20 protein-coding genes are annotated in these 22,335 nt (G+C 44.6%); 10 read left to right on the top strand and 10 right to left on the bottom strand.

The window, feature by feature from the left end; genetic code table 11:
• Positions 1-17 precede the first annotated feature (17 nt).
• Positions 18-2,087 carry a plasmid pRiA4b ORF-3 family protein gene (locus tag Xsze_RS04110; protein WP_038239835.1) on the bottom strand — a complete coding sequence of 690 codons (2,070 nt, stop codon included), beginning with the start codon at positions 2,085-2,087 and terminating at the stop codon, positions 18-20.
• Between the two features lie 271 nt (positions 2,088-2,358).
• Between Xsze_RS04110 and fdhE the strand changes: the two genes are divergently transcribed.
• The 4 genes from fdhE (at position 2,359) to Xsze_RS04090 (ending at position 8,601) form a co-directional block, all read left to right on the top strand.
• Positions 2,359-3,309, top strand: coding sequence for a formate dehydrogenase accessory protein FdhE (gene fdhE, locus Xsze_RS04105; protein ID WP_038239837.1), 951 nt, complete (start codon positions 2,359-2,361; stop codon positions 3,307-3,309).
• Between the two features lie 18 nt (positions 3,310-3,327).
• Complete coding sequence (gene selA / locus Xsze_RS04100; protein ID WP_038239840.1) at positions 3,328-4,719, top strand: L-seryl-tRNA(Sec) selenium transferase; 1,392 nt, start codon at positions 3,328-3,330, stop codon at positions 4,717-4,719.
• A gap of 141 nt (positions 4,720-4,860) precedes the next feature.
• Positions 4,861-6,762, top strand: a complete 1,902-nt coding sequence (gene selB / locus Xsze_RS04095; RefSeq protein ID WP_038240089.1) for a selenocysteine-specific translation elongation factor — start codon at positions 4,861-4,863, stop codon at positions 6,760-6,762.
• Positions 6,763-6,951: 189 nt separating this feature from the next.
• Positions 6,952-8,601, top strand: coding sequence for an LTA synthase family protein (locus Xsze_RS04090; RefSeq protein ID WP_038239842.1), 1,650 nt, complete (start codon positions 6,952-6,954; stop codon positions 8,599-8,601).
• A 190-nt stretch (positions 8,602-8,791) separates the two neighbouring features.
• On the opposite strand, the gene Xsze_RS04085 is transcribed toward Xsze_RS04090, so the two are convergent.
• The gene (locus Xsze_RS04085; RefSeq protein WP_038239844.1) at positions 8,792-9,448 is read right to left on the bottom strand and encodes a helix-turn-helix transcriptional regulator; all 657 of its coding nucleotides are present in this window, start codon (positions 9,446-9,448) and stop codon (positions 8,792-8,794) included.
• A gap of 93 nt (positions 9,449-9,541) precedes the next feature.
• Between Xsze_RS04085 and Xsze_RS04080 the strand changes: the two genes are divergently transcribed.
• From Xsze_RS04080 to Xsze_RS04065, 4 genes are all read left to right on the top strand, one after another.
• Complete coding sequence (locus tag Xsze_RS04080; RefSeq protein WP_038239846.1) at positions 9,542-10,954, top strand: MFS transporter; 1,413 nt, start codon at positions 9,542-9,544, stop codon at positions 10,952-10,954.
• 249 nt (positions 10,955-11,203) lie between these two features.
• Positions 11,204-11,602 carry a DUF350 domain-containing protein gene (locus tag Xsze_RS04075; RefSeq protein WP_038239848.1) on the top strand — a complete coding sequence of 133 codons (399 nt, stop codon included), beginning with the start codon at positions 11,204-11,206 and terminating at the stop codon, positions 11,600-11,602.
• A 24-nt stretch (positions 11,603-11,626) separates the two neighbouring features.
• Positions 11,627-12,469, top strand: coding sequence for a DUF1190 domain-containing protein (locus tag Xsze_RS22575; RefSeq protein ID WP_071991810.1), 843 nt, complete (start codon positions 11,627-11,629; stop codon positions 12,467-12,469).
• Positions 12,376-13,527 (top strand): glutathionylspermidine synthase family protein, encoded by a 1,152-nt coding sequence (locus Xsze_RS04065; RefSeq protein ID WP_244431831.1) that lies wholly within the window; start codon positions 12,376-12,378, stop codon positions 13,525-13,527. The genes Xsze_RS22575 and Xsze_RS04065 overlap by 94 nt, the downstream gene beginning before the upstream one ends.
• 96 nt (positions 13,528-13,623) lie before the next feature.
• Here the strand turns inward: Xsze_RS04065 and Xsze_RS04060 are convergent, their stop codons facing one another.
• From Xsze_RS04060 to Xsze_RS04040, 5 genes are all read right to left on the bottom strand, one after another.
• Positions 13,624-14,256 (bottom strand): SMI1/KNR4 family protein, encoded by a 633-nt coding sequence (locus Xsze_RS04060; RefSeq protein WP_038239852.1) that lies wholly within the window; start codon positions 14,254-14,256, stop codon positions 13,624-13,626.
• A gap of 209 nt (positions 14,257-14,465) precedes the next feature.
• The gene (locus Xsze_RS04055) at positions 14,466-15,002 is read right to left on the bottom strand and encodes a hypothetical protein (protein ID WP_038239854.1); all 537 of its coding nucleotides are present in this window, start codon (positions 15,000-15,002) and stop codon (positions 14,466-14,468) included.
• Between the two features lie 264 nt (positions 15,003-15,266).
• Positions 15,267-15,734 carry a Panacea domain-containing protein gene (locus Xsze_RS04050; RefSeq protein ID WP_038239855.1) on the bottom strand — a complete coding sequence of 156 codons (468 nt, stop codon included), beginning with the start codon at positions 15,732-15,734 and terminating at the stop codon, positions 15,267-15,269.
• On the bottom strand, positions 15,727-16,725 hold the full coding sequence (locus Xsze_RS04045; protein ID WP_038239857.1) for a hypothetical protein: 999 nt from the start codon (positions 16,723-16,725) through the stop codon (positions 15,727-15,729). The genes Xsze_RS04050 and Xsze_RS04045 overlap by 8 nt, the downstream gene beginning before the upstream one ends.
• Before the next feature lie 312 nt (positions 16,726-17,037).
• Positions 17,038-17,901: a YicC/YloC family endoribonuclease gene (locus tag Xsze_RS04040; RefSeq protein WP_038239860.1), complete on the bottom strand. Its 864-nt coding sequence runs from the start codon at positions 17,899-17,901 to the stop codon at positions 17,038-17,040.
• A 127-nt stretch (positions 17,902-18,028) separates the two neighbouring features.
• Here Xsze_RS04040 and rph point away from each other — a divergent pair, with 127 nt between their 5' ends.
• Positions 18,029-18,775 (top strand): ribonuclease PH, encoded by a 747-nt coding sequence (rph, locus tag Xsze_RS04035; RefSeq protein ID WP_038239862.1) that lies wholly within the window; start codon positions 18,029-18,031, stop codon positions 18,773-18,775.
• 97 nt (positions 18,776-18,872) lie between these two features.
• A complete protein-coding gene (pyrE, locus tag Xsze_RS04030) occupies positions 18,873-19,514 on the top strand; it encodes an orotate phosphoribosyltransferase (RefSeq protein WP_038239865.1) in 642 nt (213 codons plus the stop codon).
• A 260-nt stretch (positions 19,515-19,774) separates the two neighbouring features.
• Here the strand turns inward: pyrE and slmA are convergent, their stop codons facing one another.
• From slmA to coaBC, 3 genes are all read right to left on the bottom strand, one after another.
• Positions 19,775-20,374, bottom strand: a complete 600-nt coding sequence (gene slmA / locus Xsze_RS04025; protein WP_038239867.1) for a nucleoid occlusion factor SlmA — start codon at positions 20,372-20,374, stop codon at positions 19,775-19,777.
• Between the two features lie 158 nt (positions 20,375-20,532).
• Positions 20,533-20,991, bottom strand: coding sequence for a dUTP diphosphatase (gene dut, locus Xsze_RS04020; RefSeq protein WP_038239870.1), 459 nt, complete (start codon positions 20,989-20,991; stop codon positions 20,533-20,535).
• Entirely contained in the window at positions 20,969-22,198 is a 1,230-nt protein-coding gene (gene coaBC, locus Xsze_RS04015; protein ID WP_038240091.1) for a bifunctional phosphopantothenoylcysteine decarboxylase/phosphopantothenate--cysteine ligase CoaBC, read from the bottom strand. The genes dut and coaBC overlap by 23 nt, the downstream gene beginning before the upstream one ends.
• Between the last annotated feature and the right edge of the window lie 137 nt (positions 22,199-22,335).

Genomic DNA, 22,335 nt, shown 5'->3' with positions numbered 1-22,335 from the left:
GGCTTTGCAAGATAGGATTAATGACTGAACCAGGCTTTGAGACAATCATTAGCGTGTCGTTTATCAAAAGGTTCTGGTTGTTCATCCGGGTTAAATCCGAACCAGTCGAGCCTTGCTGCTTCCTCTTCCGTGAGCGCTTTCTTTTTCCACCGCTTGATTAAATCATTCCAACTCTGGATGCCGCCGGAATCCTCAAGTGGACACAGACCATTGCCTGCGGTGACTTCAAGTCGCTTAACCGGTTTCTCGAGTACTTTTTCTACGGTAACCTGATGGAACCAATCATCGCCAAAGTCGTATTGATAGCCGAGTCCATCTTCGGCTTCACGCAGAAAAACGCCAATGGATAAGTGGTCATAATGCTCTTCCGGGATTTCCATCTCACCGACCTCAAAGCGGAACAAGTGGGCGTCTCTCCAACCCATTGCGGCTTGTATGACATCATGCAGTTCAGACAGGCTTATCTGGTTGCTTATCCGTATCCGGCGCCATACCGGGGGATTCGCTCCTGCTAAACTGACCTTAATGACCAATCCTTGCTCGGGTATTTCTTCAAGGGTGGAATCTAATTCTGCATGAAATAATTCAAAACTGGCTTCTGCCAACGTTTCAAATAAGGCAAATTTCTTGCGATTCAACGCAGGATCGTTGAGTGCATGGGCCAAATCCAAATAATCATTGGTGAAGCGTGGCGCGTCTGAAGGTTGTTTATATCGCTCAACCACAGCAGAATAAGTCAGGCGTTGAGTAAATAACTCCCGGTTTGCATAGTAGTAAAGCTTCAGCAAATCCTGCGGTTTTTTCGCTTTCAGCAAGTCTTCTTCCGGTGGCAGCCAACTCAGTATTAATGGCGATCCCATCGTGAGATTCAGGCGATTCTGCTCTTGGCGTTTTGGATCTTTCTGATAATCCAGTTTCTGATCCCAGTGTTCAAGTTCAAAGGACTCTGGCTGTGTCCATTCAAAAGGCAACTGTGATAACCAATAAAGTGAGTAGAGATCGAGCGGTGTATTTTTCTCTTGTTGCACGGAGAGTATCCACGGCAAAACTTGCCCCAACCACTCCGGCGATACGGGATTGAAGTCAATTTCAGGGCTTAAATTTGCCACCAGATCAGCAATTGATTGTTCAGGCTCAGGGTTCAGAAAGGATTCCCGGATGCCGGATTTAAAATCCAGCATGATACTTGTCTGATATAACTGCTTTTCCAGTGTGGCCTTCAGTATGATGCTGGTGCAATCATTGCCATCAACATGGGAAGAATACAATTCGTGTATTTTTGCTGTCGCCCGAACGGTATTGTGTACCATTGCGCGTTTTTTCCAACGCTTGAAACAAGGCTTGATGGAAGGATGACGGTTGAATCGTGCACACAGGTTCAAAAGTTGAAGATAGGATAAATGCTTCCATGCGGAGGATGGGCAATTATCCAATGCCTGTGCACTGGCAAGTGCAATCGGCTCTTCAAAATACTGAGTCAGCAGAAGCAGCGCATCAATGCCCCATGAATAATGAGTGACTTCTGAGAATAAATAGGAAACCGCTTCCGTCGGTGCCACAGAAAAGCCATTTTCGAAAAACTCAATGAATTCGATACCGGATTGAAGGTCGAACTGAGCAAGCAATTGGCTCAATGTGGGCTGTTTCTGGGGAAAGGGAGCGATATTGGTGTCATCGGCATATTCGGGGTTATCCAGCAACTGAGCAATGTTAACGTTGATACTGAACTGATGTCTTTTCAATATCGACAAGCATAAAAACACGCACTCACTGTTGAGCCAGGATTTTTCTTGTGTCTGGATCAGAAGGTGCTCGATGGCCTCTTCAAATTGTCGTTTGGTTTCTGCGGGCAATGCGTTTGTTGCGAATGCCAGTTCTGCTACTGCAATATCAACCCATGTATTAACGCTGTCGCCTATCTTGTCCATCGTCTCTTCAGATAAGGTGAGCACTAACGCAATCAAGAGGAAGATATTTTCTGGTTCATCAAACCATTGCCTTTGTTCTTCAGTTAAGATTTTTTGTTTTTCAGGCAGTCGGGCGTATTCTTCTATTGCGGCGATTAATTTTTCAGGAGTGAGTTTCATCATCAATCTCTTCAGGCATGAATTATTAAATCCAGAAGAGTGCTTATGATTGTGCTAATAAACTCACCCTTCCCTTGTCGTAAATATTAACAGCCCACTCAGAATTTGACACCTTTCCGGCCTTTGTTATACCCACAGGGAATGGTTTTTTTCGATATCCGGGTAAATTTGATGCCAGTAAACTGACGCGTAATTTAACGTCAATGCCATTTCGTTGTTTGGCAGGGTAAGATGAACGGATACTGAGGTATCAACATATTGGGAGGGTTAAATGAGTATTCGTATCGTTCCTAAAGAACAGTTGGGCAAAGCCCATGTTAATGAAAGGGGGGCTGGCTTCATTCCTCCTTTGCTGTTTGCCAACCTGAAAAACTTGTATCAACATCGTGCTGAGCGTTTGAGGGCGTTGGCTACAGAAAATCATCCCTTTTCCAGCTACCTGAATTTTGCCGCCGACATTGTGCAGGCACAGCAAAAAGCGTTGTATGACAACCCGCTGAATGTGGTGCTGGATGAAATTGTTCCGCCGCATTGCAATCAAGAGCATGCCCCTCAAAAAACCGACGTTCCATTGGATTGCAAAACCTTGCCCCGAACTCTGCATTGGCAAAATATCCTGCATTCCCTGATTGCAGAATTGCAACCTACTGTGCCCGGGCATGTGAAACCCACCCTTGAGAATTTGGCAAAATACTCAGAACAAGAGCTGGAAGAGATGGCCAGTGCATTGCTTCACAGTAAATTCAGTAAAGTCAGCCCTGATCAGGCCGTGTTTATCTGGGCTGCGTTATCGGTTTATTGGGCTCAGATGACCAGTTTGATCCCAGGTCAAGCACGGGCGGAATATGGTGAGCATCGCCAGTTCTGTCCGGTCTGCGGCAGCATGCCTGTTGCCAGTATTGTACAAATCGGGACGAGTCAGGGGCTGCGTTATTTGCATTGTCATCTGTGTGAAAGTGAGTGGCATGTTGTGCGGATCAAGTGCAGCAATTGTGAGCAAACCGGCGATTTGAACTATTGGTCGCTGGACAGTGAACATGCAGCAGTAAAAGCAGAAAGCTGTGGTGATTGCGGAAGTTACCTGAAAATCATTTATCAGGAAAAAGATCCGAATGTGGATGCGGTTGCGGATGATCTGGCTTCACTGATTTTGGATGCCAAAATGGAAGAAGAAGGTTTTGCCCGCAGCAGCCTGAATCCTTTTTTGTTTCCCGACGAATAAGTCATTAAGGGGAAAGCGATGACACAAACTATAAATTCGCTGTACCGTCAGTTGCCCTCCATTGACAAGTTACTGCGGGAGCCAGAAATCATTCCGTTGGTTGAAGTGCACGGGCAAACACGGGTAGTGAATATGTTGCGGGAAATGCAGGAACAGGCGAGATTCAATATTCAGCAACATCACTCCTTGCCGGAATGGAGTGATAACTGGGTCGCTTCATTGCACCAACGGGTCAGACAAGATCAAGCATCAGCCCTGAAGCCCGTCTTTAATTTGAGTGGCACTGTTCTGCATACCAATCTGGGGCGGGCATTGCTGGCAGAATCCGCGATTGATGCCGTAACGCAAGTGATGCGTTCACCGGTGACGTTGGAATATTCCCTTGATGGGGCAAGCCGGGGGCATCGTGATCGCGCGCTGGCTGATTTGCTGTGTGAGCTGACCGGAGCCGAAGATGCTTGCATCGTTAATAATAATGCCGCTGCGGTGTTATTGGTGTTGGCGGCGGTGGCTCAGGGAAAACAGGTCATTGTTTCCCGTGGTGAGCTGGTGGAAATTGGCGGTGCGTTCCGTATTCCTGATGTGATGGTGCAGGCGGGTTGCCGTCTGGTGGAAGTGGGTACGACGAATCGGACACATTTGAAAGATTATCAGCAGGCAATCAATCCGGAAACCGGGCTGTTGATGAAAGTGCATGCCAGCAATTACAGCATTGAAGGTTTTACGGCTGACGTTTCGGGAGAGTCATTGGCGCAACTGGGCAAGGTATCGCAGATCCCGACTGCCATCGATCTTGGCAGTGGCTCTATGATTGATATGACGAAATATGGTTTGCCCGCTGAACCGATGCCGAAGGATTATCTGAGCCAAGGTATCGATTTAGTGACTTTTTCCGGTGATAAATTACTGGGTGGCCCACAAGCCGGAATCATTGTTGGCAAGAAACCGTGGATTGAGGCGATTCAGCGGTATCCGCTGAAACGGGCTTTGCGGGCGGATAAAATGACGTTGGCTGCATTGGAAGCAACACTGCGCCTTTATCAATATCCTGAGCAATTGCCCCAAAAGTTACCGACGCTGCGTTTATTGACGCGTGCGCAAAATGAAATTTATGACATGGCTCAACAGCTACTTCCCCGAATTCAGGCATATTACAGCGAAAAGTTTCTCGTGCGTGACGAACCTTGCCATTCCCAGATTGGCAGCGGCTCTTTGCCTGTCGATCGTTTGCCCAGTTGGGCGTTGACGTTCACTGCCATTGATGGGCGGGGCAGTACATTGGAAAAATTGGCATGTCAATGGCGCAATCTGAATAAGCCTGTGATTGGGCGCTTGTATGATGGGCGGCTATGGCTGGATTTGCGCTGCCTTGAAGATGAAAATGCATTATTGCAGGCATTGTCGTTATGAGTCCTATTGTCATCAGAAGCGGCCACCATGAAACGTGTTGTTATAGAAACAAATAGCTATATAAAAAATTTTTATATAAAAAATAGTTATACAAACGAATCGCTACAGAAAAGAATTGTTACAGAAATAGGCTTGATGACTATGATTTTTGCTACAGCGGGACATGTTGATCATGGAAAAACCAGCCTGATTAGAGCGCTGACGGGAGTTGATACAACCCATTTGCCGGAAGAGAAAAAACGGGGCATGACTATCGATCTCGGCTATGCTTACTGGCCACAACCTGATGGTTCTTCGGTGGGGTTTGTTGATGTGCCGGGACATGAAAAATTCCTGTCTAATATGTTGGCAGGGATCGGGGGAATTGAGCATATTCTGCTGGTCGTCGCCTGTGATGATGGTGTGATGGCCCAGACGCGGGAACATCTGGCGATTTTGCGTTTAATCGGGCGGCCTGATCTCACGGTTGTGCTGACCAAGGCAGATATTTTCGGGCAGGCCCGGGTCGAGGAAATCCGGCAGCAAGTGACGCAATTACTGGTATCGCAAGGCTGGCAGGTCAGCCCTCTGTTTGTCACCGCAGCGACAACGGGAAAAGGCATTGCTCCGCTCAGAGAGTATTTATTGTCTGTCCATCAACGCGAGCAAAGCCATCCGTCTGTTCATTATTCTCCACTTTCCCAACACCCGCAGCATGAAAAATTGCATCAGCGTTTTCGCTTGGCCATCGATCGCGTTTTTACTGTAAAAGGGGCGGGATTGGTTGTCACGGGTACGGCATTGGCGGGGAGTGTCAATGTTGGTGATACGTTGTGGCTGACCCGTCATGTTAAAGAGGTGAGAGTTCGCGGGTTACATGCCCAGAATCAATCTGTCCCGTGCGCCCGGGCCGGCCAGCGAATTGCACTGAATATCGTCGGAGATATTAGCAAAGAGCACCTTTTCCGTGGTGATTGGTTATTGTCAGAAAAGCCGTTGCCGGCGGTCGAAAAAGTCTTGGTAGAGATTGAAACTGATGAACCGCTGCAAAACTGGCAGCCTCTCCATATCCACCATGGCGCCAGCCATCTCACCGGACGCATTTCACTCTTGAATTCACTGGAAAACACGCCTGTTCTGGCTGAGCTGGTGTTGGATCGCCCTTTATGGCTGGTGGAAAATGACCGTCTGATCCTGCGGGACATCAATGCCAGAAAAACGCTTGCCGGGGCCAGGGTCATTAGTCTGCATTCCCCACGCAGGGGAAAACGCCAGCCTGAGTTTATTGTCTGGCTATCCCGGTTAGCGCGAGCGGTCAGCCATACAGAGAATCTTTCTTTGCATTTGCTGCGCGGAGCATTGTTAATCAGCGATTTTGCATGGGCACGTCAGCTGACAGAAAGTCAGCTCAATCTTCTGTTGTCAGCCATGGACCTGATGATGACAGAAGAGTGGGTTATGTCACGACATAACGCAGAGCAGGCGCAGCAAGCGTTATTGCAAATTTTGGCGGAATACCACGAGAAGCATCCGGATCAGCAAGGTGTGGGCAAGGCTCGCTTGAAACGTATGGCATTACCGGCGCTGGATGAAAAGTTGGTGTATGGCCTTATCGATCGATTATTGGCGCAAGGTACTCTTAAACAGACTCATGGGATACTGCATTTGCCGGAACATGGGCTGGCATTTACCGCTGAACAGCTGGAACTGTGGGAAAAAGCCGAACCCTATTTTAAAGCGGAAGCATGGTGGGTGCGTGATTTGTCTGCCGAAATGGATGAAGATGAAGGATGCCTGCGCCCACTTTTGAGAACAGCCGCGCAACTGGGGTTCATTATCGCCATTGTGCCCGATCGCTACTACCACAGGCAGCGTATTCAACAGTTTGCTGATGTGATCCGTCGATGTGCCCGGGAGAATGGCGGAATTACGGTGATAGATTTTCGTGATGAGTTCGGCATCGGGCGAAAATTGGCAGTCCAGATTTTAGAGTATTTTGATCGCACGGGATTTACCCGCAGAAGGTCTGATTTACATATTTTGCGGGACAGTAGTCTGTTTTAGCCTTAAGTTATTTTATTTTCAATATGTTACATAGCGATGATCGATTGAACTACTTGTGATGGCAGGTGTCTTCATTGGGCTGGTTTTATGAACTGATTTGCTATTAATTTGACAATTAATGTTTTTTAATCCCGCAGTGTGTCAAATTGATCTCATATGTGGAATTCAACAAAATATGAAGAAAAGAATATGAAGAAAAAGATAGTGTTGGGAATTTATCTGGGATTGCTGTCGATTGCTTCTTTGATATTAGTCTTTGAAAAAGGCGGTGATATTTATCCTGCGCTGATTTCTGTCAGTATGTTTGGCATCATTTTTGGCTTACTTTTTTTTGTGTCAGCGCGCGGGTTATTTTCGGCTGTGTTGACCGGTACCTTGTTTATTATTCTCAAATTACTCAATCAGATAAAAGTCCATTACTACAAAGAACAACTGTTGTTTTCCGATTTTAATGTGATCCTCGACCCGTCAAATCAGGGCACCCTGTACCATTATTGGCTGGCCGGTATCGCGATAGCGGCAATGATTGTCTGGTTGATATTCAACATGATATTGAGTTGGAAGGCTGCAACGCCGGTATGCGGTATTAAATGGCGTTTTGCCGGCCTTGTTGTGATGGCGGCAGGTGCCTGGGCTATCAACCTGACGGCCCATGCCTATCATGACCAGTGGCAGGGAACATTGCCGAAAGGGCGGGGAACGATGACCAATATGGTCATGTCTGCGATGGATGTGCAATACCAGCCACCGAAATTCGGCCTATCTGCTGACTATTTCTTGCAGCAGGCGAAAAAAGTGACGTTGCCTGAGCCACAATCAGATGTTAAACCTGATGTTGTTGTGTTATTGCAGGAATCAACCGTTAACCCCCAGCTCTACCAATTACCCGCCAATGTGACATTGCCACATCTTTATATGTTTCAGCGAGATGCGGGTGTCAGCGCCCAAAGTCCGCTCAGGGTACAAACGTTCGGAGGGGGAACATGGCTGTCTGAATTCTCTGTTTTAACAGGCTTGAATACAGATGATTTTGGTTCACGCAAAAATGCAGTCTTTTATTTTGTCGTCGATCATCTGCAAAACAGCCTGTTCCGTGCTATGAAAGACAACGGCTATTACACCGTTGTCCTGACGCCGTTTAATAAATCGTCTTATCATTCAGGGCATGCTTACAAGACGCTGGGCGTTGACCGAATTATCCAGCCACAGGAACTGGGCTATCCGGGAAGTCTGGATGAAAATCTATGGACTATCCCGACACAGGATATGCTGTCTTATGTGAAAGAAATTCTGGGCAAGGAGACAGATAAGCCGATTTTTATTTTCTCCCTGACAATGTATGAACACGGCCCTTATAAAGAGAGCCATCATGATGATTACGGTTTAACCGGCAAGACAGAGAATTCAGTGACAGTAGGGAAATTCAGTCACTACATGGAAAAAATTGTGGCGTCTGATCCTGCCATCAGGGATTTCAGCGAGTTCGTTGCCAAGCGGGATAAACCCACCGTTTTCCTCTACTTTGGTGATCATCAACCCAGCATTCACTTTAATCGCTATCATTCTCCGTTATCTGATCCTGCGCATCTGACTCAATTCACACTGCGGGATAATTTAAAACAAGGGACACCAATCACAACAGGAAAACTGACGGATATCTCTTTCCTGGGGGGAGTGATTCTGGAACGTGCCCGTTTATCAGCCCCGCCGTTTTATCGGGCCAATATGATGATGCGTCATTTATGTGAGGGGGCATTGAATGATTGCTTTGATCATGAGTTGGTGGATAGCTATAAGCATTATATTTATCAGCAGCTAGGCGCAGCGGGTAAGGAATAGTTTTTACTGTTGTTTAAAATCCCCCTGTCAGCTTATATCACCGACAGGGGGCAGGTGAAAAATACCGTAAACGATGGCCCAATATGAGAAGGAATAGACAAATGACTTTGGTGTAAACAAGGGACTGAACTTGCTCTCCAAATCGTCATTAAAAAAACGATTCAACAGAGATGGGTCGTTTTTGCTGATGTTATTCCAATGGTGTGACGCGATAAGTACAACGTCGATTGCCACTGAGGATATATTCGACTCTTTCTACTTTCGCCTGCAAAACTTCGTTAAACAATTGCAACTCTGCCCGACAAAATTTTTGGCATACTTTGGCTGCGGAACAAATCGGGCAGTGGTTCTCAAAAAATAGAATAGAACCATCCTCCTCAACCGTATAATGAGCCATATAACCTTCTTTGCAGCGGATATCGACCAGACGTTTTACTCGCTCTTGCAATCCATCAGCACCTTCCAGCACTTTTTGATAGTTAGAGAACATTTCTTTTTCGCGGGCGCTTATGAGCAAATCCATGGTTGTTTCACCCAGCTGATTGCGGATAATCGCAATCAGCTGAGTTGCCAGCTCTGCATGAGCATCCGGGAATTGATCATGACCTTTCTGAGTGAGATGCCAAAGCTGAATAGGCCGACCGACACCTCTCGCTTCTGATTTCGCCTCAACTAAGCCATCTTTCGCCATTTTAACAAATTGCTGGCGGGCAGCTTCTCCCGTTGTACCCAACAGCTTGCCGGCATCAGAGGCTTGTAGTGCACCTTGGGTTTTTAGAAGTATTAATAACTTCTCACTCACTGTTTGACCCGCGATTGTATTATTTTCCAAGTCACTGCTTGACATATTATTGATCCCGACATTAATTTATTCCAAGATTTATCTTGTTTAATTTAGCGCAAGACTTTTCACAACTCAACCGATGTTCAGGACAACAGCATGATAATGACAGAGGAAGGCCGCTGGAGGGATTTATTTTCGAGCAAAAATGCTCCAAGTGCGGTAGTGCTTTCATTAGGTGTAGGATTGATGGCAACCAACACCTTAATTGCGATTACCATTTTGCCATCGATTGTCAAAGAGATAGGGGGGCTTAACCTCTATGCCTGGAACACAACATTGTTTGTTATGGCATCCATTATTGGCTCCATTCTTTCTGCAAGATTATTGAGTTCATCAGGGGCAAGAAATGCTTATCTGGTCGCCGCCGCCATCTTTTTCACCGGCAGTTTACTGTGTACCTCTGCACATACGATGGAAATGATGCTGATAGGCAGGACCATTCAGGGGTTAGGGGGAGGATTTCTATTCGCTCTTTCCTACTTGATGATCAATCAGGTTTTTGAGCAATCACTCTGGACTCGGGCCATGGCGCTGGTTTCGGGGTTTTGGGGCGTTGCAACGCTAATCGGGCCTGCTGTCGGGGGTATTTTTGCTGAAATGAACGCATGGCGTTACGCATTTGGCATTATGCTGCCTTCCATCTTACTGTATGCCTTGTGTGCTTATTGCATTTTGCCTAAAAAACAGGCACAAAATAAAACCAAAGTGGCGTTGCCGATTGTGCAATTGATTTTGTTGTCAATTGCGGTACTGGCGGTTTCCTACGGAAGTTTATCGAAAGATGTCCGGATCAATATCTTTGGGGTTGTTGCCGCAGTGGTATTGTTATTGTTGCTGGTTATCCATGAACGTCGTGCTTCAATACGGTTATTGCCGAAAAATGCATTCAGCCGCAGCTCTCCCCATCTCGTTTTGTTTGCGACAATATTCCTGTTGATGATAGGGTTGGCGGGAGATGTTTTTATTCCTTATTTCCTGCAAATTCTGCATGGGAAATCTCCTTTGATTTCTGGTTATATGGTTGCTACCGCTGCGCTTGGCTGGACTGTCGGAGAGATGATCAGTGCCAGTTGGAATGGGGCAAAAATGCGTTTTTCGATTGTGAGCGGCCCGGTTTTCATGCTGCTTGGCATGGTGATCCTGATCGTAATGCTGCCATCCCAATCGGCAGGCGAATGGGACATCATATTGCCAATCCTGTTGGGACTGGGATTATTTGGCTTTGGGATCGGCTTTGGCTGGCCTCACCTTCTGACCCGTATCTTACAAGTTTCCGATGATGCGGATAAAGGCATTGCCGGTTCATCCATCACGACCATTCAATTATTTTCTTCTGCATTCGGTTCTGCATTGGGGGGAATGGTGGTCAATATATTTGGCTTCTATGAACCCGGGGGCGTGGAAGGTGCCGCAGCCTCTTCTTATTGGTTATTTTTAATCTTTACTATTGCGCCGGTAATGGCATTATGGACGGCATATCGAGTAGTTAAAATTAAAATAGATAACTAGCCTGACTGTCAGTGGAAATAATTTCCACTGACAGCATTAAATTCTATATTAAAGTAATTAAATTATAAATAATAACCAAATTACATTATATTGCAATCTGGTAAATATTGCTGACATAAACCTGACTTTCAAGAATGAAATGTTCTTAATCAATGAAAGTATAAAGTGGAAGTTATAGCAGAGCTATCTTAGAATGGTTCACTGCTCTAATTAACCTTTAAATAAAACAAAAGTTAGGATATTTATCATATGGAATCATTGCCATTATTCATCGTATTTGCATCCTATTTTTTTATTGGCTGTGCAATGGTGTTGATCTTCTTATTTATCTATACCCATATTACCCCCCACAATGAATGGCGCTTGATTAAAGAAAATAATCAGGCAGCCGCCATCGCGTTTATTGGTGCTTTTATCGGTTATATCTCCCCATTGGCCAGTGCAGCGGTTCATGCTGTCAGTATTTTTGATTATTTAATATGGGGTGTTATCGCGCTGATTGTACAATTGTTGGTATTTGGCGCAGCGAAGATTTATATGCCAAAGATCAGCCAAAGAATTGAGAACAATGAATTGGCTGCGGGTATTTTCCTTGGTGGTATTTCAATTGGTAGTGGAATTTTAAATGCGGCCTGTATGAGTTATTAAGGATGATAATTAGGGGTATCTGTTATGAGCAAGAAAAAACAGAGTGTTAAACATGCCGGAAAAAAAACAGAGAAAGTTCATATTGCGACAACAACAACTCAAAACTTTCAATGCTATTCCAAAGAGCCGTTCAGAAAAAAAACTAAATCCAGAAAACCTTCCATTCTGACATTGGTTATTATGGGAGGAGCGGCTGTCATTGTGGTGAAAAGTTGCAGCAGTGATGAAAAAACGTCTTCTACCAAAGAACAAAAGACGGAAATTTTTCGCAATATGAAGGAGTGTACTGCGGCAGGGTACAGAGTGACTGACTGTTATGGTCAGCAACAAGCCGCAATCGATGAATTGAGCCGAACGGCAAAATCCTACCATACGCTCAATGTTTGTGAATTGGATTATGGCAGGAATAACTGCTACCACAATATTTCCAATGGCGTTTACTCCCCGGTCCTGGCTGGTTTTACCATGGAAAAAAGGCCAAACCCGTCAAATGAAGAGCAAAGTACCTATAGCGGGGGAGGCGGGGCAGGTGGAGGGGGAGCGGTGGGTCACTCGGGAACCTACCATTCCACCGCATTTCATTACACCGCTCATGACAGAAATGCTTTAAAGTCACCCGGCAACGATAAAAAGTGGTATCGCTCACACGGCAGCAAGTTTACCAATACCCCAAAAACCGTTTCTCGTGGTGGTTTTGGTGGCTCTTCCCGTGGCAGTTGGGGGGATAATCCATGTTACGTTTACCTTGTCAGCCTCGTCATAACCTTGATGCGATTGCCGCCCATTATGGTTTCAATTTCCATACCATCAACAATGAAATTTACTGGGATGAATCACGGGCCTATCGTTTCACTCTCAACCAGATAGAACAAAATATTGAAGAGCCGACTGTAGAGCTTCATCAAATGTGTCTTGATTTGGTTGATCGTGTGGCAGGTGATGAAGCGTTGTTGGATCTGCTGGAAATCCCTCAGCTCTATTGGGAAACCATTGCAGAAAGCTGGCGTCGTCGCGAACCTTCTCTGTACGGACGAATGGATTTTGTCTGGGGAGGGCAAGGCCCGGTCAAGCTGCTGGAATACAATGCTGATACACCGACTTCATTATATGAGGCTGCTTTTTTCCAATGGCAATGGCTGGTAGATGTCGCCGGTTCAGGTGGCATTCCCCGTGGGGCAGACCAATTCAACGCGATACAGGAGAAGTTGATCCAGCGATTGGCACTGTGGCGCAATGAAAACCCTTTTTATTTGTGTTGCTGTCGTGATTCTGTGGAAGATCGTGGGACGGTGCTCTATCTGGAAGATTGTGCGATTCAGGCAGGGTTGGATACCCGATTTATCTACATGGAGGATATAGGCCTCGGCACAGCGGGCGTATTGACGGATCTGAATGATAATGTCATTAAGCAGGCATTTAAACTTTACCCTTGGGAATGGATGCTGCGTGATGATTATGGACCGGTATTGCGGCATGGTCGTGAACGTTGGGTAGAACCTATTTGGAAAACTATCCTGAGCAATAAAGGGATCTTGCCTTTGCTGTGGCGTTGGCATCGTGGTCACCCCAATCTATTGCCTGCTTACTTTGCGTCAGAAGTTGACAATCCGGGCTGGCGTTTGGAAGAGGAGATGGGGAGTGCATGGCAAGGGTTTGTGTGCAAGCCGATGTTTTCTCGTGAAGGGGCCAATATCACGATGTTTTCTGATCGAAACGGTGAACTCCAGCTTGTCAGTGCACCGGGAGAATATGGTGATGGATCGGTGATTTATCAGGCAAGTGCGTTACTTCCCCGTTTTGGTGATGATTATACCTTGGTAGGCAGCTGGCTTGTGGGGGATGAAGCGGCAGGCATTAGTATTCGGGAAGATAACAGCTTGATTACCCGCGATACCTCCCGGTTTGTTCCACACTTTATTGCTTGAGATTTATTGCTTGAGATGAGCGGGTAACAGGTGACTTTGAAGCCTGAGTGTTCACTCAGGCCGTCAACTTAACGTGATGCACTTTTTCCGGAAACATCACACTTCTGGGAACATCACCGCCAAGGAATCTAAGAAATGATATTTTTCAGGTCGTAAGGTATTAAAGCTTCTTCCATCATCATCTTCTACCTGAATATTGAAGTTGCCTGATTTTAGCTCGTTGAGCATCCAATTCACAAACGACATGATATCAGGTGCAATCACAATCTTTCTTTCTTCATCACGACCGAAACTAATAACCTGTCCCCATGTACCTTTGTGGCCAGGATCTAAATCGATGCCAAGATGATTACCCGAGCTGTCATGTGCAAAAGGTATCCATAATTTATTGGCATAAACCTTTTTGACAAAATCGGGAGGGGTCGATTTCGCATCATTGCTGAGAGCGGTCATGACCTCTGTATCATCGACAATATTGCGCCATATCTGCCATTCACGCTTAACTCGCTCGAGCGGCAAGAATTCAAGCCCATACCATGGCCCAGTAAAAATATCCATTTTCTGGCCGTTATGCCATTTATATAACTCATTGAATTCATTTGGTAACTCAATGCCAAGTTCTGATGAAAATGCCTGGAGTTCTTCGTCTGTGGCACCAGGATTTAAATCTAAAACAACTTCATTAAGATTGTTCTTTAACCATTCTTCAAATTCATTGAGTAGAGACATACGAATATTACCATGTTGTTAATGTTACAAGTTTTGTGCTTTTATAGACGGGTCTAAATATACTTGATAATGCAGTAAATCACAGTGATTAAATAGTGAATTTCCTGTGATTCAGATTTATCCGGTATGCTGAAAAACCCCGTCTTTCAGGACTGTCTCTTGTACTCTACTGTTTACCCAGAATATTAACTGTAAGACGGGGAAAGCGCTTAATTCAAAGGAATGGGATATTTCAGTTCAATATCCGGAGCATCGGGTAAATAGCGCCCAGAACGTGCTATTGCGTAGCCCAATATTTCCTCTGTAGTGAGCTCAGCTTCTAATTCATTATCTTGAAACCAATCATTAGGCCAAAAGATGAGATCTGAAATATCGATATTCGGGAAATTTCTTTCCAATAGATCTTTTGCATAATATACATCGGGTTCATGAAGATGAGTTTCAAAGAAGATATTGATGAGTGCAATGGCTTCCTGAAAACTCAGGTCGTCGATATATTTTATCTGATAAAAAGCGGAGTGAATGAAGCTTTCACTGTCAGTGTAGTAATGTAAATCCCGGAACTCATGGAATTCAAACTCTCGGCTTGCATTTTTATTCCATTCATTGATGAGCTCTTGGATTTCCGGAACATTTTTATTTTTATGATCAAAGATCTTATCTTCTATTTGTCCCAACAACATTTCCATCCTGACGAATTCTTCATTGCTGGGTTTATAGGGCGCTAATCGGTGAGGGATTGGCATAATGATTTACCTGTATTTCCGTTGTGTCAAACTATTTTTGAATTTAAATCGTGTTATGCCGATGTGTCCGACATATGGGAACCAATATGTCGAAAAATGTCAGGGAATTAAACGGAATGCGATTTGCTGATGAGTCACACAATACATTGCGATGTTTAGTGCATTGTGATGTTTTATGACATCAGTATGGGGGATTAATGAGAATAGAGGTATAAATGAAAAACGAAGCCTGTTAATGAACACAACAGGCATGATGATGATAAATTAATTTGAATCTTTATACTCTTCAGCTAATTTTGGTAAATCAAGAATTGAATACCGCGTTCTGCTTCTTATTGGATATGTTGAATATACATAATCAATAAAATCATTGAAATATAAGCTTTTAGTCTTATTTATCACGGTGTTCAATATCGTTATTTCATCTGTTGTTAAAGAGATATCATGCTCATTGCCAATGAAATGAATTGTGTGTTTTTCGGAACCATATATGTTTAATTCATTTTTAATATGAAAATTTTGACGAGAGCGGGTTATTGCCTCAAAAACATCATCAACATAAGGCCCATAGTGATTAAAAACCCATTTTATATCAGTTAACTGCTTACCCTGAACCAATGAGGAAAACCAGTCTGCTAAGTAGACCATTTTTGTTAACCTGGCTTTAGACAGCTCACTCTGAATGGGGTATTTAGTACAAAAGTAAGCGGTAATTTGTTGTAATTTATCCATTTTTCGCCTCCTTTTTCGCTAGTTTAAGTAGCTCCTCTTCGTCACCCATTGTAGCATTGCTTGGTGTTTTATTCATCATTTCCTGATCGAATTTCTTTGATGCCTTAATAAGGTTAGTCAATAAGCTAGAGCTTGATTCTAAAAAGCTTTTTACTTCGTCTTTTTTACCATCATCGAATAAATTTGGGTTGTAACTTTCAAAAATTATTATTCCTATATGATCATCGGCATCAGTAATCGCTTTAGCAAAGTATAATTGGCTTTTCATTGTTAATGATTTAATTTCATCCTCATCATACCCGAAAATAGCTTCACAATGCTTTATATATTGACTGGGGCTATCGGAATAAGATACGGGAATGACTTTATAACAAACGCCATTTTGCCAAGCGTCACTGATTACGCCTTTATCCAAAGGGAATTTTTGTTTGTGAATTTCCTTTAATCTTGGGTTGATAGAGTACCTTGAAAGGATATGCAGGTTTTTGTTGTCCTCGTAGTAAAGGGACACGCGATCAGAGTTTGTGAGCTCTAATTGTTTGGAGTATACTTTTAACCAGATTTCAATGGAGTCTAAATTTAACTTCCTAATCGTTGTTTTTGTTTCGACTAACTCTTGCTCTGCTTCATCAATTTTTTCTTTTAAATTGGTTTCTGCTTTTTTTAATATATTATTATCATTTGATAGTTTTTTTATTTTACCTTTCAGATTAGATATCTCTCTACTGTTACCGACAGAACCCACTATCAATAATAAAATACCTAGTAATATTAAATAAATCCAATAGGAAGAAAAAATCAGTGCTAAAGAACCGATAAAGCTCTCTGAGTTTTTGATGTTATTTAACACGTCAGAAGTCGGTATAAATAACCCCGTAATGCCAAAAATCACAGAAGATAATCCATTGAGTATATTGTAGATTGAGTCATCTACACGGGTACCTATCCTTTCAAAAATACCTTTTTTTCTTGCAGATTCATTTTTATCCATTGTTAGCTCTTATTTTCACCAATGTATAAATATTTCTTAAATATCATTTAAATCAATTTAGATCAATTTAAATCCAATAAATCTGAATAAAAATGTGTTGTTAAAGCGTATGGCAGAGGTAAGGGTAATAAATTATTGGCTATATATCAGTATGTTATATTATGGTGTTAAAAGGAGGATCAGGTTAAATGAAGATTCCCATTACATTATTGTGCAGTTCCCAATGTAAAAAAGGAGGGTGTACCCAAAACGATTTTCTCAATGTGTCTTGGGTACCACTAATCATTCGCTATTGTGACTAGCTAAGAAATACTACTCAATATTTTGGATTTGTTCGCGCATCTGTTCAATCAGCACTTTCAACTCAATTGCAGAGTTGGTTACATCAGCATTAATGGATTTTGAAGCCAGTGTATTCGATTCGCGGTTAAATTCCTGCATCATAAAGTCCAGCCGGCGACCTACCGCCTCTTTTTTCTGTAGGATATTACGTGTTTCTTTAACATGGGCATCCAGACGATCCAGTTCTTCCGCCACGTCAATGCGTTGTGCCAATAAAATCAGCTCTTGCTCAAGGCGGTTATTCTCTAACTGAATTTGTGCATCTTCCAGTTTGGTTTGCAGACGTTCACGTTGCCACTGGAGTATTTCCGGCATTTGTGCACGGACTTTCGTTGCTTCCGCTGTTACAGAATCCAAACGTTGTTCGATAAGCGCCTTAAGAGCCTGACCTTCGGTTTCGCGGCTTTGAATGAAAGCATCCAGAGTCAGTTCCAGCTCTGCCAGCAATTGTGTGCTGATGGCATCCAAATCCTGTTCTGCGGCAGACATCACTCCCGGCCAACGCAGGATATCCACGGGATTAATTTCACCTTCCCCACTTTGCTGTTTAACCCAGCTTGCGGCTCCAACCAACTGTTTCGCCAGTTTTTCGTTTAACATCAACGAACCCTGAGCACGGCTATCCAATTCAAAACGCAGGTTACACTCTACTTTCCCACGAGTCAGGCGGGAACGAATTCGCTCGCGGATGACAGGCTCGAGACTTCTGAATTGTTCTGGCAAACGAATGTAGGTTTCCAGGTAACGTTGATTGACGGAGCGCAGTTCCCATGCGGCATTTCCCCAATCTGCTTTGATATCTCGCCGTGCAAAAGCGGTCATACTACGGATCATGATACGTTCCCAATTTATAAATAATGATGAGCAGATTATAACGTTCCATGTAGATGCAGGATAGGCATTCTCCGAGTTAGGTCGTATAATGCGCCCCCAATAATGTTTTAAAAGCGGAGATAACACTATGAGCTTAGTAGGAAAACGTCCGGCGGGAAGAGCAGCAGGGCAGGTGCGTCCTATTAAAATGACCCGTCATTACACCAAACACGCGGAAGGTTCGGTGCTGGTGGAATTTGGGGATACCAAAGTGTTATGTAATGCCTCCGTTGAAGAAGGAATTCCGCGTTTCCTGAAAGGTCAGGGACAGGGTTGGATCACCGCTGAATACGGCATGTTGCCGAGAGCGACAAATAGCCGTAATGCACGTGAAGCGGCCAGGGGCAAGCAAACTGGCCGCACAATGGAAATTCAGCGCTTAATTGCCCGTTCTCTGCGTGCCGCAGTCGATTTGAAGAAACTCGGTGAATTCACTATCACGTTGGATTGTGATGTTATTCAAGCCGATGGCGGTACCCGAACTGCTGCCATTTCTGGGGCTTGTGTGGCCTTGGTGGATGCCCTGAATAAGCTGATTGCAGATGGCAAGCTGAAAGAAAGCCCGCTGAAAGCGATGGTTGCTGCCGTTTCTGTCGGTATTGTTGAAGGTGAAGGGCTTTGCGATTTGGAATATGTGGAAGATTCTGCCGCTGAAACAGACATGAATGTTGTCATGATGGATGATGGCAGAATGATTGAAGTTCAGGGGACAGCAGAAGGCGAACCGTTCAGCCATGATGAGTTACTTTCGTTGCTCTCTTTGGCGAAAGAAGGGTTGGAAACAATTTTCAAAGCACAGCGAGATGCGTTGGAACAAGACCCGTTAAAAAAATAAAGTTATCAGGCGGCTGAAGAGTCGCCTTTTTTATGCCTGCAATTATGGCTGTAATCAATAAGGTAATAATGAGAAGAATCGAAGAGGAGAAACTTCAATGAAAGCCTATCAGCGCGAATTTATTGAGCTGGCACTGAAGAAGCAAGTGCTGAAATTTGGCGAGTTTACGTTGAAGTCAGGTCGTAAAAGTCCGTATTTCTTTAATGCGGGCCTGTTTAATACCGGGCGTGATTTGGCGTTGATTGGTCGATTCTACGCAGCAGCATTGATAGATAGCGGTATTAAATGTGATTTGTTGTTTGGGCCCGCTTATAAGGGCATCCCCATTGCAATAACTGCTGCGGTTGCTTTGGCGGAACATCTCGATATCGACATGCCTTACTGCTTTAATCGCAAGGAAGCCAAAAAGCATGGTGAAGGCGGTTCGCTGGTAGGCAGCCCTTTGCAAGGTAATGTTGTTGTTGTGGATGATGTTATTACCGCCGGGACGGCTATCCGTGAATCAATGGAAATCATTAAACATCATGGTGCAACGCTTTCCGGGGTGGTTTTGTGTCTGGATCGTCAGGAACGCGGGCGTGAAACGCTTTCCGCCATTCAGGAAGTTGAGCGTGACTATGGCTGCCAAGTTTTCTCTATTATTACTTTAAATGACTTAGTGAGCTATTTACGTGAACACCCAGAAATGAAATTACATTTGGAAGCGGTGGAAGCTTATCGCAAAGAATACGGTATCTGATAGGTATTGATCGCAAGAAGAGTGACTGAAAAAAATCCCCTCGCCCAAACGTGGGCGGGGTGAGTAGTAGAAATGGCATTCCACATGCTATGCCAGCGTATACTATACCTGCATATTGCCCCTTCATCCTATACCTCTCAGACCGTATAGTCAGGGTGTGCTGGTGGTGCCATTATTGAGCTACTTTGCAGCTAACCCAATGAATCCGGATATGCTAACACATTTCAATAAAAAAAACGCACGTTATAATTTCATATGCACTATTGTAATTGAGTCGATATCAACGGCCAGCGCAGTTCAAATTCAGTTGTCGGGCGATAGCGAAATTCGGAACGAACAAAGCGGGAAAGCATTCCCTCACAAAATGCCAGCAACTGTGAGGCCAATAAGGTTTCATCATAGTTGAACCCTTGCCCATCCCGGATTTTTTTCTCTTTTAAAATCTGACGAAGTTGTACTTCAATGCGTTCAAAGAGCTGGTTAATACGATTTTGCAGCCTGTCTTGTTCAAACATCAGGGCATGACCCGTCATAATGCGAGTTAATCCCGGGTTCTTTTCTGCAAAGCCTAAAATCAGGACAAGAATTAACCGAACACGTGTGATGGTGTTTTTTTCATCTTGCAGGATCAGATTGATACGTGAAATTAAGGTGTCTTCAATAAACTCAATCAAGCTGTCAAACATCCGGGTCTTGCTCGGAAAGTGACGATAAAGTGCTGCTTCAGAAACACCAACATTTGCGGCAAGTTTTGCAGTTGTAATGCGTTGGCTGCCATCACTGGACTCAAGCATATGAGCCAATGCCTGCAAGATTTCCTCGCGTCGGTTTTTCTTTTTTGTACGTTCTTTTTCTGCCATATCTGATGAGATCCCAGCTAAAACAGCAAAACAAATCCAGCCATCTTTGCCACAATGTTTTTGCCACTCGCTGAAATATCTTCAACAAACATATTGCAAGCAAAACATTGTGAGCAAAAATATGAAAATGGGTTGACGGTATCAGGCCTTACGGAAAGTTATTGACGACCGGAATGACCAAAACCACCGCTACCACGTTTGCTGGTTTCGAAATCTTCAACCAAATTGAATTCCGCCTGGACAACAGGCACAAAAACCATTTGGGCAATGCGCTCACCCGGTTCGATGGTAAATGTTTTATCGCCGCGATTCCAAACTGAAACCATTAATTGTCCCTGATAATCAGAATCGATTAACCCCACCAAATTACCCAGAACAACACCATGTTTGTGGCCCAGACCGGAGCGGGGAAGGATAACGGCCGCTAGTTGCTCATCGGCAATATGGATGGCGATCCCGGTTGGCAGAAGTTCAGTCTGGCCGGGAGCCAGCTCCACTGCATTATCCAGACAAGCACGTAAGTCCAAACCCGCAGAGCCGGGTGTAGCATAAGTCGGTAAAGGAAATTCTTGTCCGATGCGGGGATCAAGGATTTTAACGTCGATTTTTTTCATCATAGCGTTTGAGTATCTCGTCTAATAAGCAGTGGCTGAGTTGTAATTTACCTCTGTGGGGTAAATGAACACTGCCATCATGCCAGAATAGCTGTAATGCGTTGGTATCACTGTTGAATCCGTGTCCGGCCAGGGATACATCATTTGCGCAAATCAAGTCCAGATTTTTTTGCTTGAGTTTTCCGCGGGCGTATTCTTCCACATTCTGGGTTTCGGCTGCAAATCCAACGACGAATGGCCGCTGTTTTTCCATCGCGGCAACGCTGGCGACAATGTCAGGATTTTTCACCAGTGTAAACGTAACTTCATCACCTTGTTTTTTGATTTTTTCAGCTGCGATTTGTTTGGAGCGATAATCAGATACGGCAGCGCATCCAATGAAAATATCTTGTGAAACAACGGCTTCCTGTACCTGCTCATGCATTTCCAATGCACTGGTGACATTAATCCGTTTAACGCCCGGTGGTGTCGGCAGATTAACCGGGCCAGCAATCAATGTGACTTCCGCTCCCCGCTCTGCCGCTGCTTGTGCAATGGAAAACCCCATTTTGCCGGAGCTGTGATTGCTGATAAAGCGGACGGGGTCTAAGGCTTCACGGGTTGGGCCGGCAGTGATGGTGATGCGGATATCAGAAAAATCTTTTCGGATGCTGAAATGTTGGCTTGCCAATTCGACAATTGCCATCGGTTCCAACATCCTCCCCGGCCCGGTGTCACCACATGCCTGGCTGCCTTCATCGGGGCCCCAGACCATAACATTGCGTTCTTTAAGTATTTTCAGATTATTCTGGGTCGGCAGCGCCCGGTACATTTGCTGGTTCATTGCGGGTACAACCGCAATGGGCGCAGCCGACGCAAGACAAAGAGTCGTTACTAAATCATTTGCCATACCGGCAGTTAAACGAGCAAGCAAATCCGCGGTGGCCGGAGCCAAAATAATTAAATCAGCCCATTTTGCGAGTTCAATATGCCCCATGGCGGCTTCGGCCGAGGGGTCGAGAAGATCATCTGAGACGGGATGACCTGACACGGCCTGTAGTGTGAGAGGAGTAATAAACGCTTCTGCAGCGGGAGTCATGACAACACGAACCTGAGCGCCACGATCGCGTAAACGGCGTACAAGTTCTGCCGTTTTGTAAGCGGCGATCCCACCGCTGATGCCGAGAATGATTTGTTTACCAGAAAGATGATTGCCGGAAAATCCTGCCATTTTGATTGTCCAGATGTAAGTTGCAATTCCCTGAGATTCTATCATAAGAAAATATGGAGTTGAGAATCCCCCCTTAACAGAGACATCCGAAATGGTAAGTTTGCGAGGCGTTGCGCAAGTGATGAAAATCAGGCTGG

Origin of the sequence: Xenorhabdus szentirmaii DSM 16338 (assembly GCF_002632585.1) — a bacterium.
GTDB classification, from domain to species: Bacteria; Pseudomonadota; Gammaproteobacteria; order Enterobacterales; family Enterobacteriaceae; genus Xenorhabdus; species Xenorhabdus szentirmaii.
This window is presented reverse-complemented; position numbering and strand designations above follow the sequence as displayed.